Source organism: Pedobacter frigidisoli (genome assembly GCF_004331675.1).
Taxonomy (GTDB): domain Bacteria; phylum Bacteroidota; class Bacteroidia; order Sphingobacteriales; family Sphingobacteriaceae; genus Pedobacter; species Pedobacter frigidisoli.
Genome location: NZ_SJSN01000024.1, coordinates 1 through 14,748 on the forward strand (window position 1 = coordinate 1; position 14,748 = coordinate 14,748).

Consider the following 14,748-nt stretch of genomic DNA (forward strand, 5'->3'; position numbering starts at 1 on the left):
GATATTCTGGAGGATAGATACGGCAACGGTGCGACAATAATAACCTCGCAGCTGCCAGTGGATAACTGGTATAACTTTATAGATGAACCCACACTTGCAGATGCAATTATGGACAGGCTGTCAGCATCTGCTCACAGAATTGCACTTACGGGCAAATCCATGAGAAATAAAAAAAATCATTAAGTTTACAGAATATCGCTTTGTCCAAAAAGTGATATGGTTAAAAAGTTAGTGCTAAAGCCAGAACCAAACTGGTGCACTATGCCTCGGAATGTGGTGTACTTTGTTCGGAATAATCATTTATTAAGCTCGTCTGTATAGTCAATCTCTGTTAAACAAAAATTGGTCAGCGCAAACTGTAGTTGTGAAATATTATCGCTGTTTCTCTCTCTTTTAACATTTTGCTCAAAGCGAGTTCTTTCAGAAAGTAGATTTGCTTTGTTTTTTTCCGATTGTCCTAAAACGGCTTTGATTTTATCTATGGCTTCTGTATAGTCCTTTATGAATGAAGAGTCCTTGTTCATTAAGACGAGTTGTTCGGCAAGAATTAAAGCATTTGCCTGGTTTTCTGAAAACATTACAGGTGGAATTCTATAACCCTCCATCAACGTGTAACCTTTTCCTTCTTCTGTTAGGATGGGTACACCTGCCTGTTCTAATGCTTTGATGTCGCGATAAATTGTCCTTATGCTAACATTGAATTTCCCTGCTAAACTTGGCGCTGTAACCATTCGCTTCGCTTGCAACTGAATTAAAATTGCGGTAAGACGTGAAAGTCGTTTTGTGTCGTTATTGTCCATGTTCCAAATAGGCATTAAGCACGCTTGATGAAAGCATTTATCAAAAGCTATAAATGTAGGTTGTTTCAGCTTATTAAACCAGAAGTATTAACTGCTTAGTAAGTGACGAACAGCTTATATATAACAACCGTTTTTTGATAACAATAGAGTTACATGCAAAATGCTCTTGAATAGCCTGGTTTAGCTATTATTGTGTAATCAATAGTATTGCAACATTTTAATGTCTAAATAATATGAGTTACCAAGTGGATTTTAAATCAATTTTGATCGGATTCTTAAGTGCAGCTTTATTAATAGGCGCTTTTAGTTTTAAAGATGAAGCTTCCGAAAAAGAAGGAAGATATCAAACATCTGTTGCAGAAAGTGGAGTAGTTATACTAGATACTAAAACCGGAGCTTATATAATGAGCATGAATTTATCCAATTATAATTGGCAAAAAGGAGATTTTTCTACTACTCATAGATTAAGCAAAGCGAAATAAGGAAACATTATGAATATCTCGTGTTACTGATTTTAGAAACGACCCTTTTTTGATATGATTTATGATATCAGATTGGACTTTAACATTTTGTTTAAAATAACATTCTACAACGCTTTTAATAACTGATAGTTTAGCCAAATAGTCGAAGAATAAAACCAATTATCCGCCAGCGTCGAGTGATGTAAATGAGCTGTCTTTTGGCTTTAATCCCCGCTATAACCTGTGAGGCTGCTTTGTTGACTGGAGCTACCCAAAATTGACCTTCGCCTTTTGCCATATCTGTGTCTACAAATCCCGGCCTTATATCGGTAATATATATTGGCAGCTGTTGTTTCTTCATTTTCTTCCTTAACCCAGAAAGATAGTTTATTTGGTATGCTTTACTGGCATTATATGCCGGTGCTTCATTATCACCCGTCATGCCTGCAATTGAGGTGATGGCTGCAAATTGACCATATTTTTGCTTTTGAAAATATAGAATAGTCCAATCAGCAATTTTAGTGAAACCAGTTACATTTACAGCTATAGTTCTTTCTTCAACCTCAAAGTCTAGTTCAATATTAATATCTCCAATACCTGAACATAAAATTAAAAGATCAAGCCCCCCAAGTTCCTTTGTTAATTCATCAAGATTTTGTTCCAAAGAACTAATCTCTGTGATGTCAATCCTTGCATAAAGGATCTTCTCTGGGTGTTGCGCTTTCAATTCTTCAAGGTGTTGCGTTCTTCTGCCGGTAATCGCAATATGATAGTTTTGCTTAACTAGTTGCATGGCAAGCTCTCTGCCGATGCCTGATGAAGCACCCATGATAATAACTTTTTGCATCGTTCCAGGATCTTTCATAACCGATAGACTCGAATCTAGGAAAGATGTTACATCTGTCAGGTCAAAGGCTATGAATACAATAGGCAACCTTTATTATCATTATTTCCTGGATTTCCGAGATGCTTAAGCTTTGCGTTATCATTATTTTACCGTTTTTAATAATTTAACTTGAACATAATATTAATGGCTCTTTGAAATAAGATATGATTACATATTCAAATATTTTCAATCAGGGAATATGAGCTAATTAAGTAAAGATGCCAATTTAGCATGCAGTTCATTCCTCTTTAAATCCTTTGCGACTACAATTCCATCAGGGGAGATTAGGAAATTTGAAGGGATAACAGTGACACCGTATAGCTGCGAAGCAGTATTTTTACTTCCTCTCAAATCCGATACTTGCAACCAAGACATACCATCATCTTTGACCGCCTTAAGCCATGCCGCTTTGTCTTTCCTCGCATCAATAGAAACGCTCAGAATTGTAAATCCTTTATTGCTGAACTTGTTATATGCTAAAAGTAAGTTTGGATTCTCGGCACGGCAAGGACCACACCAAGATGCCCAAAAGTCAACAAGCACATACTTTCCCTTAAAGTCTGAAAGATTAATGATTTTACCATCGGGATCAGGCTGAGCAAAATCCTTAGCAGCCATCCCGACAGATACTTTCTTTCCAAGTTGCATATTTTTCATCAACAACTTTCCAGTTGAAGACGACTGAAGCTTGGGGCTGAGTTTTGCATAACTTGATTCCACTTCTGGAAGCCACTTGCTATCCTTGATGATTTCGGAAAGGGTGAGAAGACTAACAAACGACGAAGGGTGTGCCTTTACAAAGCTTAGTTTTAAAGGAATCATTGAATTGATGTAATCATACCACTGCGTTTTAACTTTAGTTACAAATGCTGTGTCATTCATCTCACTTGATGTTATTTTATATGGATCAGTAAGTAATTTACCCTTGTCCAAAAAGGGCTTGAGCAAGGCTTTTAATTCTGAGTTGTCTACGTTAGATTGTGTTCCGGTTACCACTGAATTTAACAAGGTATCTTTAGATGCGAACCTTATATCTCCCTGCTCTAAATAGACAAACGAGTAATCATAAATCTCATCACTATACTTAGGATTTTGATTGCGATAAACACCAGCTCTAACTGTATTCTTTATTTTCCCTTTAAAATAAAATGTTTTATTGGCTACTACTATAGAATCATTGACAACACCTTCATCAGTCTTGTATTGCAGGAAAATCTTATCTCCGTCTATAAGCTTAAGTCCGCTTCCCTGGATGGAAAAAGTACTCTGAGAGGAGCAAAATAGAGGGAATAGGAAAAAAGCTAGGATTATTCTAACGGTCATGTTTAAATATATGCATTATATTAATATTACTTACGCTATTAATTTAACAAAGGGCTCTTTGTAGATGAAAAGCAATCAAAGATTCAAATATCAATAGATGCAATCATTTATCTTCTCGATATTCCCTCCTTAAAAAAAATGGCCCTGGCTAATCTGACCTCAATTAAGTCTGACGGCAAAAATAAATAATAGGTTTGTGCGAAAAATCTGGCTTACTCCAAATCTTGTGTTTTATATTATTCCACCGTTTCTTGATAATGGTTTGCTCAACAATCTCACTATTTAGGTTCGAATAACAAAACAAGTAATGAGGAATAAAAACTACTTATTTATTCCTTAAAGCCTTTATTAAGACATTTCCATTTTCAATAAGTTCTAGGGCATCGTATATTTTTCCTCCGTCCGAACTAGAGAAAACCACTTCGATGTTGGGACTTGAAAGTAAGAAAAATCTGTGATTGCCTACATAATGCAATGATTCAGCAGAATTACCAGTCATCTCTAATTTTCCATTGATGTTGTTAATGGTAAAATTAGCTTCGCCATTAGAATATTTTCCTACAACGTCCTTAATTAAGGCTGGATCTGCAATAACTAATTTTTTAATAGGTGGATTATAAAATTTTCCCCAATCATAGGCTACAGCTACACTATTTACTATTTCATTGATAAGCATTTCTCCATTTTCGGAGTTAGTTAAAACAACTATTCCTTTCCCAGTCTTCATACTCCCATAAAATACACTCCTGTAGCCATAGTTTGCTCCCCTATGCGAGAAATATTTTTCGCCGCCCTTGTCTTCTACAACAAACCCCAATGTATAGTTTGATGTTGGTATCACCTTGCTAAACATTTGCAGAGCAGTTTGTTTTTGCAGAAGGGCATTTTCTCCTCTTAATGATTTTTGGATAGATAGTATGAATTTTGCAATATCATTTGCGTTGCTCCAAAGACCGTCCGGGGCAAGTTCGGGAAATACATGATAACCACCGTCGATCACTTGGCTATCTCCTACATACCCACTTGCGAAGTTATGTTCAGCCTTTTGTAATGGTTGATTGTAAGTGCTACGCTTCATATTTAAAGGAGTTAAAACATTAGTTTGTATAAGGGATGCGTAATTAGTTTTAAACTGGTCTTCCAAAATCTTTCTAATGAGGGTTGTTCCACCTCCTGAATAAAAATATTCAGCCCCTGGGAAATTTATTGACTGAACAGGGTCACTGTTAGCAGGTTTAGTTCCACTAAGAATTTGATTCAAGGAGGGAATGGTATTTGTAATTTTATAACCAAAAAAACCACCTGTTCCTAAGCCTGAGGTATGACTCAGTAAATTAGCTAATGTAATTTTCCTTGACGTCGAAAATTTATTATTTGGAAGCTCCCAAGTTGTCAAATATTCACGTATGTCCTTTTGAAGTGAAATTTTCCCCTCTTGCGCCAATTTCAGAACGGCAAAAGCATTGATAGATTTACTGATTGATGCAGTTTGGTAAATTGTGTTGACATCCGCAGTGCTGACAGACGCTACTTCGCGTTTACCATATGCTTTAGACCATATTATTTTACCATTATTGACAACAGCGATAGACACCGATGGTACCTTGTAGAACTGCATTCTATCAATGATATTATATTTTATCTCAGAACTATCTTGAAAAACTACGCCTAGTGATAGTCCGTTTTCAACCTTTGTTATCTTGTTTTTTTTATTCTCCTCTTGAGAAAATACGGTTGGAATGTAAGTCGAAATTATAAGTAAGAGTAAAAGGAAACGGATTATCATATTGTTTATTTTTAATAAGACGATGTATAAGGGTCAAAGGTTACATAAGAATAAAAGCGTTTGGTTTTAAGTTTTTCTTAAAGTTCTAATCTATCATTATTGCCTCCTTTTTCGATAATTTATCTTGAGCATAAACCGATGCCTTTAAACAAATCAAACCTATCTCATTTAAAAACTAAAATATCTTTTCTCTTTTTGCCAATTATCATAAACCCATTCCATTAATCAAAATGATTTTTCTATTTTTGATAATGAGTTTTTGATAATAAAAATGACATGAAAATAGGCTACGCAAGAGTAAGTACTGCAGACCAAAATTTAGATCTTCAATTCAATGCGCTGACAGATTATGGATGCACGACAATATACCAGGAAAAGATTTCCGGCAAGAATACAGACAGACCCGAACTAAAAAATCTTTTGGCGACTCTTCGTAAGGGTGATCAGGTAGTCGTTTGGAAACTGGATCGTCTTGGACGTTCTCTTCGTGACCTGGTAGATCTGGTTGCTCTATTCAATGAAAAAGGAGTTAATTTCGTTAGCCTACATGATCACATTGATACTACAACAGCTACAGGAAGATTTACATTTAATATTTTTGCTTCATTAGCAGAGTTTGAAAGAGAAATTATCCGAGAACGTACTAAAGCGGGGCTCGTTGCAGCAAGAGCTAGAGGTAAAAAGGGAGGCCGCCCTTCAGGCTTATCCCCTGAAAAGCTTCAGTTGGCAATCATTGCTTTGGATCTTCATGATACGGGGAAATATTCAATTTTGGAAATATCCAAAAGGCTACAGATACCCATCGCCACCTGCTATCGATACATTAAAATTGTAAAAGAGAGCAAGGTCTAAACACCTTCAAAAAACCAGGGTTTAATGGAATGTAACTTTACCCTGATTGGTCGTTTAGGGCGTCTTTAGACAATAACTGAGAATTTGAAATTGTTAAATAAAGCAGGTAACTTAGTACATAAACTAATCTAGAATATATAATATTGGATTTACAGAAATTTTTAAATATTGTAAACGGGCTTCGTCGTTATTATCCTCTATCCGATTCATCTATTGAGGAACTCGTCTCGCATTTGAATGAGTGGCAATATCCTAAAAACCATTTTTTGACCCAAACTGGGTTAAAGGATAATTATATATACTTCATAGAAGAGGGTTGTTGGAAAGCATTTTCATGATTTAAGTTTTATAGCTCATACGCTATTAAAAAAATAAACGCTGCCTGTTATTATTAACAAAACGTTAAGTTTTATGTGGTTTTATTGTGTTGTTTTGAATGAGCTGATTAATTATCACACATCAGCTACATTCCGATTGATGACTTCTCAAAATAAACTATATTATCGTCAAACATGCCTTGATAGGGGAAACCACGGGCGATAAAACCATTCGCCAATAAAAAACGCTGACTACTCCTGGTGGCGGTAGTCGAAAAAATAATTCCATTATGTCGACTTATTTTTCTTAAGAGCATGGTTTTAAGCTTTGTGCTGATTCCTCTTTGTCTGAAGCCCTCTTCTGTAAATGAATAACCAATTTCCAATATAGTTTGATCGGTATTCCGTATAATTCCGGCTTTTTTATGAACGATTTCCAGGTAGTTTGCCGTGGGTTTCTTAATGCCGGATATCCCGATAAGATTACCTCCCCCGTAACAAAAGCCAAGGTATTCGGCGCTAAAAATTTTTTCGTGAAGATTTAAAGGAGTAACCTTATTCCCATTCCTGAGTTTTAGATAGAACAGGTGAATTTCAGCGATTGAGCATTCAGAAGGCTTTTTTATTTCAAAATAATAGTTCCCTGTAAAATTAAACTCAAAATAACCGTCCCTGTAAGAGGTAAGGCCCGTGGAGATTTGTTGGTTCATCAGTCTTATTACTATTGTGATGTATTTTTTAAATAAATTAACCCGTCAAAATGTATCTGAGTATTGTAGGCCTGTTTTGCAATTATCGCTATGCCTTCAAAAGGTTATTACAAAGCAGCTTCTAATTTACTTGCATTATGTTTATTTAACGTTAAGCGCAAATTGTTTCTCAGTTAAATACCTAATTGGATTTTCATAGAGAAAGAGGCTTTCTCCTGATGAACCATACCAATTAACCGGCGTAAAATCGTCGGCGTCTTTCTGATAAATTTATTGTGAAAGGCTCAATCAGCGAAAAGTGGGCTTTGAATTTACCTGTTTTTTTATCAAAAAGCTGCAGCCTTAAAGGTGGTATTTAAGATTTCAAATGTTAAGGTAAGTTAATATTAGGTTTACATGAGTACTATAGCTTTGCCCCGTTTCCAAGGGCCCAGGGAATGACCTAAAACGGTTTACTACCGATAACTAATATTAATTAACAGATGAAAAAACCTCTACTGCTCATGCGGGAGTTTGTGCGCTGCACATCAATTGTGTGTTTGCTAACGGGTGCGTTTGCGGCACCCTCACTCGCCTCCGTAAATCCCGCAACTTTACAATTACAAAAACAGGAAACAGGCACAATCAGCGGTAAAATCGTTGATGAAAAAGGCGAAACGCTTCCCGGTGCGAGTGTAATAATTAAGGAACTTAACAAGGTGGTTCAAAGTAATCCTGACGGAACTTTCAATGTTGCGGCCCCTGCAGGTACTTATAATATTCAAATAAGCTTTGTTTCTTATACAACGGTAACTTTAAGTAAAATCGTGGTTAAGGCGAACGAAAATACGCCTTTAAACATCACCCTAAAAGGAGAAACAGGAAGCTTAAATGAAGTGCTTGTTGTTGGTTACGGTACGCAAAAAAGAGAAAATGCTACCGGAGCCGTAGATCAGATTACGTCAAAAAATTTAGAGAACAGACCGATTACCAATCTTACTCAGGGGTTACAGGGCTTGCTTCCCAACCTGAATTTAAAAATGATGGATGGTAAGCCTACCCAATCACCGAGTTATAATATCAGAGGTACAACTTCAATCGGGCAGGGCGGTAGTGCACTTATTCTGATTGATGGTTTTGAGGGTGACCCGAGTTTACTCAACCCTAACGATGTGGAAAGTGTTTCGATCTTAAAGGATGCTGCTTCAGCATCGATTTATGGTGCCAGAGGTGTTTTTGGTGTGGTTTTGATCACCACCAAAAAAGCAGAGAAAGGCAGAACGAATATTTCTTATTCAACCAATTACGCAATTAAGAACCCGTTACAGGTACCCGATTTTGTTACTGACGGATATACCTGGGCTAAGATGTTTGCCGAGGCTTTTGTAAACGGTGACGGCGCTTTTCCTCAAAACGCAAATAAAACTCAGAAATTCTCGCAGGCTTATCTTGATGAGTTTAAAAAAAGAGCAGAATCAGGCCAGCCTTATAATCAAATAGAAATAAATCCGACAACGGGAGAATATACCTATTACGGAAGTACCGATTATTATGCAGAACTCTATAAAAAAAATACAGCTGCTACAGAGAATAACCTTTCTATAAGCGGTGGCAGTGATAAAGTTTCATTTTTAGTTTCAGGCCGTTTCTTAAATCAGGATGGATTATTCAGGTACAACAGTGATGATTACGACATGAAAAACCTTCGTGTTCGCGGATCTGTACAGGTTTTTCCTTGGTTAAGCGTAGAAAATAATGCCGATTATTCCGTGTCAAATTATCACAACCCAATTAACGTAGGTGAAGGCGGTGGTATCTGGAGAAATATTGCCGATGAAGGTAAACCAACCATGCCGATTTATAATCCTGACGGTTCTTTAACTTTCGCTGCAGCATATACCGTAGGCGATTTTATTTACGGAAAAAACGGAATTGATACCCGCAAACAGGTTTTCAGGAATATTACAGGATTGAGGACCAATTTCTTTAAGAATAAGTTTCGCATTAACGCAGATTTTACTTTTCGTAATACAAATAACGATATCGAGCAAAAAAGAGTACAGGTACCTTACAGCAACAGTCGCGGAGTTACAGCATTTGTAGGTACAACTACAAACGATTTGTTGTTCGATAAGCGGGAAACGCAATATATCGCAACAAATATTTACAGTGAATTTGAAAACCGTTTCGGTACCGATCACTACCTGAAAGCGATGGTTGGTTACAACTATGAGCAATCTACCTATAACCGCGCTGCAGTACAAAGAAACGGGATTATTTTCGAAGACGCTAACGATTTAAACCTTGCTTTAGGGCAATCAATTACTACAGGCGGCGGTTACGAACAATGGGCTATTCTCGGAGGCTTTTCGAGGTTAAATTATTCATTCAAAGATCGTTATTTGCTTGAAGTCAATGCCCGTTACGATGGTTCTTCTAAATTTCCTTCCAACCAGCGCTACGGCTTCTTCCCGTCTGTTTCAGGTGGTTGGAGAATCAATAAAGAAGCATTCTGGAATGTATCTGATAAATTAATTTCAGATTTAAAATTAAGGGCATCTTACGGCTCGCTCGGAAACGGTAACATCGCTTCTTATGCATTTCAGGAAATTTTTAACATCAATCAGTCAGGCGTTATTCTTAATGGTGTAAAACCTTCAACAACCCGCATACCTGCGGTTCTACCTGAAGGACTTACCTGGGAAACTTCGACAACAAGCAATTTTGGTCTTGATTTAACAATGCTTTCAGGCCGGTTAAGCTTCACAGGGGATGCCTATGTTCGTAAAACAACAGACATGTTTACTTTCGGGTTAACGCCGCCTGCGGTATTTGGTGCCGACGTTCCTAAAGGGAATTATGCTGATTTAACCACTCGGGGCTGGGAAGTTTCGGTAGCCTGGAATGATAGAATCGGTAAGTCTGATAAACCCTTCAGGTATAATGTAAGGTTAACCCTTGCTGATAATAAGACTAAAATAGATAAGTACAACAACCCTGATAAATTGCTTAGCGATTATTACGAAGGTCAGACTTTAGGCGAAATTTGGGGTTATGAAACCGAAGGGTTTTTTATTGACGAAGCAGATATTGCATCTCATGCAAAACAAGACCCTCAAATGAGGGCTTCTCCAACCGGAAAATGGTTTCCCGGCGATATCAAACTAAAAGATTTAAACGGTGACGGATTTATAAATGTTGGTGAAAACAAAGTTGGCAAATCAGGCGACAGAAGAATCATCGGCAACTCGGCACCGAGATATCTTTATGGTATTAATCTTGGCGCAGACTGGCATAATATCTCTTTTTCTGTTTTCTTTCAAGGGGTTGGCAAACAACAATGGTATCCGAGTACAGAAACTGAAATGTTTTGGGGTCAATACAACAGACCATATAATAACATCCCAACTTTCCAGCTTGGTAACATGTGGACACCTCAGAATACCGATGCTTATTTCCCGAGAACAATGTCTAGAGCAGCATCCAGCAATACTAATCGTACACTTGGGGTTGCACAAACACGATACCTGCAAAATGTTGCTTACCTGAGAATGAAAAATATTCAGATAGGATACACCCTGCCGACTAAATGGGTTAATCGTGTCGGAATGCGCAGTGCGAAGGTATTCTTTTCGGGAGAAAATCTTTTTACTTACTCACCAATGTACAAAATTGTAAAGAATACGATTGATGTTGAAAATGCCGTTCCTTCAGATCAGGATTTAAACCCGAACAGTACTAACGGTGACGGATATAATTATCCTCTAATGAAGAGTTTCTCTTTCGGGGTTAACATTGGATTTTAATTCTCATACCAATAAAATTAATTAAAATGAAAAATCAATATATATGGATATTGCTGGGTTGCATAACATTAGCTGCCTGCAAAAAGCTCGATCAGCAACCCGAATCCTCGGCTTCCAAACAAGCTGTTTTCGGAACTGAGAACGGTTTAAAGTTATATACCAACTCTTTTTACAACATGGATTTCCTGCCTAAGAATTCAACCAGTCAGGATGCCATGTCGGATTATTTAGCTGTGAAATCTGTTCCGGATTTTGTACGCGAAGGAGGTTTTGCTGCAAATAACAGTTCGGGCTGGACCTGGAGAGATTTAAGGAATATTAATTACTTCATCGAAAACTGTAAAGACCCTGCAGTTCCTGCAGCTGTCCGCAATAACTATTTGGGGCTTGCAAGATATTTCAGAGCGTACTTTTACATGGAAAAGGTAAAGCGTTTCGGCGATGTGCCATGGATAGGAAAACCTTTGGATATTGATGACCCGGCTTTAAATGCGGGCAGAGATAAAAGAGAATTAGTGATGGATTCGGTGCTCGCAGATATAAATTTTGCCTGTGCAAATATCAGCAGTACAAACGATGCGAGCCGAACCACTATAACAAAATGGGTAGCTTATGCTTACAAATCCAGATTGTGTCTTTTCGAAGGAACGTTCAGGAAATACCATACAGATTTAAACCTTTCCGGAACTGCGAATAAATGGCTTGACGATGCTGCATCAGCAGCCAATGAAATTATTACAAAAGGCGGTTACTCGCTAAATACCGCAGGCGGCGCAGGTATTTCTTATCGCCAGATTTTTACCAGTAACACTCCTCTTGCCAACGAAGTGCTGCAATCAGCAGTTGCCGATTTAAACCTCGGCGTGCTGAATGAGGCTAATTGGTGGTGGACCAGCGGAACTTACGGAGCAAAAGCAAGTTTCACCCGTACATTCATAAATACTTACCTTAAGCTGGATGGTACTCCTTTTACCAATGATCCTGCTTACAGAACTATGTTATTTAAGGATGAGGTTAAAAACCGTGATTTACGACTTAAACAAACCATCCGCTCAGGAGATTACAAACGCATTAGCAGCGGGCAACAAATACCTGCACCGCCAGTATTCTCTTACACCTTTACAGGTTATCAACCTATTAAATGGACTTTGGATGATACCTACTATGATGCAGGTGCTTTAAACACAAATGCAGTTTCTTTATTTCGTTATGCCGAAGTATTGTTAAATTATGCTGAAGCTAAAGCCGAATTGGGAACCTTTAACGATGCCGATTGGGTATTAACAATCGGGGCAATTCGGGCGAGAGCAGGTATTACGGGAGGATTAACAGCTAAACCAACTGTAGCAGACCCCTATTTAGTTGCAAATTATTTTCCTGGCATTTCCGATGCCTCATTGCTTGAAATCAGAAGAGAAAGAGGAATCGAGTTAAGTTTGGAAGGTTTACGTTTTTCTGATCTGTTGAGATGGAAACGAGGTACGTTAATGGAGCAGGAATGGAATGGTTTCTATGTTCCTTCATTAATTACACCAATGGATTTAAATGAAGACGGAATTTTAGATGTTGCTTTCTATCAAGGTACACGTCCGACACCTGCAGTTGCGGGTGTAACATATGTTGATGTTTCGGCTACTTCAGGAACGGCGGTAAACTCTCAGCTTTTGAAAAACGGCAGTTCAGGTGAACTTACCTGGATGAAAGAAATTCCAAGAAAATGGAATGAACGCAATTATTATTATCCGATTCCGCTCGCAGATCTTCAACGCAATCCGAACCTGAAACAAAATAAAGGTTGGGAATAATTAATCAATAAAATACAGAATATGAAAATAAGAATAATGATTGCTGCGGTAATGCTTGTATTTACTTCTTTTGAAGTTAGTGCACAGCAGATCACGGTCGGAACTTTTAACATTCGCTACGATAACCCGCGTGATTCGGGAAATCTTTGGGTTGACAGGGCACCTGTGGTTGCAAACTTAATTCGTTTCCATGGTTTTGATGTTCTTGGAATTCAGGAAGGTTTAAAAAACCAACTCGATGATATCAGCAATGCGCTACCGGAATACTCGAGGTATGGAAAAGGCCGTGATGATGGTAAAGATGCGGGAGAACATTCAGCTATATATTTCAAAAAAGACAGATTTAAACTGTTAAAAAGCGGTGATTTCTGGTTGTCTGAAACACCTGATGTACCCGGAAAAGGATGGGATGTTACCTGTTGTAACAGAATTTGCAGTTGGGTTTATCTTGAAGAGGTAAAATCCAAAAAGCAATTCTATTCCTTTAACGTACATTATGATCATCAGGGCGTTATCGCTCGTCGCGAAAGCAGTAAGCTTATTCTGAAGAAAATTAATGAAATTGCAGGCACAAAACCCGTTTTGTTAACAGGTGATTTTAATGGCGGCAGAGACAGTGAATGGTATAAAACTATAGCTAACTCTGAAGTTTTAGCGGATGTTAACGGGAAAGTTGAGTTTCCATACGCGAATAATTCTTCGTCAAATGGTTTCCGAATACCAAGAGGGCAATCGGTAATAGATCATATTTTTATGAGCAAGCAATTTACCGCTACCAGATGGGGTATTTTAACAGATACTTATTTCGGTAAATTTCCTTCAGATCATTTTCCTGTATTGGCTGAAGTTGAATTGAAGTAATTCTGTATTTTACCGGTTCATCCGGAACAGAAATAAGCGCTTCCTGAATGTTCAGGAAGCGTTTTGTTTATAAATCTTAAAAAAATTAAGAAACATTGTAGCGTTTGAGGCCTTGAGTGCGTATGGATTATAAAAGATATAACACAATGAAAAAAGCGCTTTTACTTTTAGTAATTGTCACCGGGTTTCTCTATTCCTCATGCAAGAAAACAGATGATGGGCTGGGAGAAATATACGGAAAATGGAAACTGACAGAAACGCTGAATGACCCCGGTGATGGCAGCGGAAAATATATGAGGGTTAAGGGAGATTCGAAAAACCTCACCCTGCTTAATACGGGCCAAATTACGGGCGACGCGATGCCTGACCTCATGACTTTTAGAATATTGGATAGCACTAGGTTGGAGATTTCGACAAGAAATTATTCAATGCCTTTAACTTATTATTATAAAGTTACTGCTAAAACTTTAACTCTGAATCCACCATGTATCGAGGGTTGCGGACTTAAGTTTATAAGGCAATAATTTTGTAAAAACGGTTGTAAGAAAAGTATTTAACAGTTGATCAATGTACTGTTAATACGACTTTTTTACTTTTGTTAAAGTAAATATTTGATCACATAAAAATTAGTTTGATTTAGCAGGCACAACCGGATGGTTGTGCTTTATTTGTTTAACAGCATACTGTTTAGTTCTTTAAATGCTTAACCAAAAGGCATTGTTTTCTTAACAGTAAGCCAAGAATAAAACCTCAACTTCGTGCCAATAAAAATCATTATATGAATATCGAGCAGACACAGAATAATGAAGATTTACAAACTTTTATCGAAAAATTTGACCCTAAAAATACAAAATGACCAGAGCCGGTGTAGAAATTCAGGGTATTAATGATATGTACAGAAATCTTATGCATGCCCGTACAATTATTGCCAACCTGGAGTTGAATCTGACTGTTGTGCATACTGCCGAAATGCTTAGTTATGGTGGTTTTCAGGTAAATACACTTTGATCAGGCGGATAATAATTTCCTGAATGAAGATCGTCGCCTTTTCAAATCCGATTTACTTTAATCTCAATCCGAATTTTAAATCTAATCTTAGTTTTTGCAATAAGTTAAGGTTTAAACGATTTAACTTTAAGGCAACATCTCTTATTTAACTTTA

At 37.5% G+C, this 14,748-nt stretch carries 13 protein-coding genes; 8 read left to right on the top strand and 5 right to left on the bottom strand.

Translation table 11 applies throughout. From position 1 onward, the window contains the following. Positions 1 to 183, top strand: a 183-nt coding sequence (locus EZ449_RS20715; RefSeq protein WP_165456441.1) for an ATP-binding protein, incomplete at its 5' end; no start/stop codon positions are given. Positions 184 to 296: 113 nt separating this feature from the next. On the opposite strand, the gene EZ449_RS20720 is transcribed toward EZ449_RS20715, so the two are convergent. Further along, on the bottom strand, positions 297 to 800 hold the full coding sequence (locus EZ449_RS20720) for a helix-turn-helix transcriptional regulator (RefSeq protein ID WP_205943046.1): 504 nt from the start codon (positions 798 to 800) through the stop codon (positions 297 to 299). Between the two features lie 233 nt (positions 801 to 1,033). On the opposite strand from EZ449_RS20720, the gene EZ449_RS20725 reads away from it, so the two are divergent. After that, on the top strand, positions 1,034 to 1,282 hold the full coding sequence (locus tag EZ449_RS20725; protein ID WP_131562534.1) for a hypothetical protein: 249 nt from the start codon (positions 1,034 to 1,036) through the stop codon (positions 1,280 to 1,282). Positions 1,283 to 1,412: 130 nt separating this feature from the next. On the opposite strand, the gene EZ449_RS20730 is transcribed toward EZ449_RS20725, so the two are convergent. The 3 genes from EZ449_RS20730 to EZ449_RS20740 form a co-directional block, all read right to left on the bottom strand. Continuing rightward, a complete protein-coding gene (locus EZ449_RS20730; protein ID WP_205943047.1) occupies positions 1,413 to 2,126 on the bottom strand; it encodes an SDR family NAD(P)-dependent oxidoreductase in 714 nt (237 codons plus the stop codon). A 225-nt stretch (positions 2,127 to 2,351) separates the two neighbouring features. Continuing rightward, positions 2,352 to 3,470: a TlpA disulfide reductase family protein gene (locus EZ449_RS20735; protein WP_131562536.1), complete on the bottom strand. Its 1,119-nt coding sequence runs from the start codon at positions 3,468 to 3,470 to the stop codon at positions 2,352 to 2,354. Positions 3,471 to 3,795: 325 nt separating this feature from the next. Further along, complete coding sequence (locus EZ449_RS20740; RefSeq protein WP_131562538.1) at positions 3,796 to 5,256, bottom strand: serine hydrolase domain-containing protein; 1,461 nt, start codon at positions 5,254 to 5,256, stop codon at positions 3,796 to 3,798. Positions 5,257 to 5,532: 276 nt separating this feature from the next. On the opposite strand from EZ449_RS20740, the gene EZ449_RS20745 reads away from it, so the two are divergent. Beyond that, positions 5,533 to 6,108, top strand: coding sequence for a recombinase family protein (locus EZ449_RS20745; RefSeq protein WP_131562540.1), 576 nt, complete (start codon positions 5,533 to 5,535; stop codon positions 6,106 to 6,108). 463 nt (positions 6,109 to 6,571) lie between these two features. Here the strand turns inward: EZ449_RS20745 and EZ449_RS20750 are convergent, their stop codons facing one another. Then, positions 6,572 to 7,135 carry a hypothetical protein gene (locus tag EZ449_RS20750; RefSeq protein ID WP_131562542.1) on the bottom strand — a complete coding sequence of 188 codons (564 nt, stop codon included), beginning with the start codon at positions 7,133 to 7,135 and terminating at the stop codon, positions 6,572 to 6,574. 482 nt (positions 7,136 to 7,617) lie between these two features. On the opposite strand from EZ449_RS20750, the gene EZ449_RS20755 reads away from it, so the two are divergent. From EZ449_RS20755 to EZ449_RS20775, 5 genes are all read left to right on the top strand, one after another. After that, positions 7,618 to 10,920 carry a SusC/RagA family TonB-linked outer membrane protein gene (locus EZ449_RS20755; RefSeq protein ID WP_225872394.1) on the top strand — a complete coding sequence of 1,101 codons (3,303 nt, stop codon included), beginning with the start codon at positions 7,618 to 7,620 and terminating at the stop codon, positions 10,918 to 10,920. 26 nt (positions 10,921 to 10,946) lie between these two features. After that, complete coding sequence (locus EZ449_RS20760; RefSeq protein WP_131562544.1) at positions 10,947 to 12,725, top strand: RagB/SusD family nutrient uptake outer membrane protein; 1,779 nt, start codon at positions 10,947 to 10,949, stop codon at positions 12,723 to 12,725. A gap of 21 nt (positions 12,726 to 12,746) precedes the next feature. After that, the gene (locus tag EZ449_RS20765; protein ID WP_131562546.1) at positions 12,747 to 13,586 is read left to right on the top strand and encodes an endonuclease/exonuclease/phosphatase family protein; all 840 of its coding nucleotides are present in this window, start codon (positions 12,747 to 12,749) and stop codon (positions 13,584 to 13,586) included. A 146-nt stretch (positions 13,587 to 13,732) separates the two neighbouring features. Then, positions 13,733 to 14,110, top strand: coding sequence for a hypothetical protein (locus tag EZ449_RS20770; RefSeq protein ID WP_131562548.1), 378 nt, complete (start codon positions 13,733 to 13,735; stop codon positions 14,108 to 14,110). 328 nt (positions 14,111 to 14,438) lie between these two features. After that, on the top strand, positions 14,439 to 14,594 hold the full coding sequence (locus EZ449_RS20775; RefSeq protein ID WP_225872395.1) for a hypothetical protein: 156 nt from the start codon (positions 14,439 to 14,441) through the stop codon (positions 14,592 to 14,594). Positions 14,595 to 14,748 lie beyond the last annotated feature (154 nt).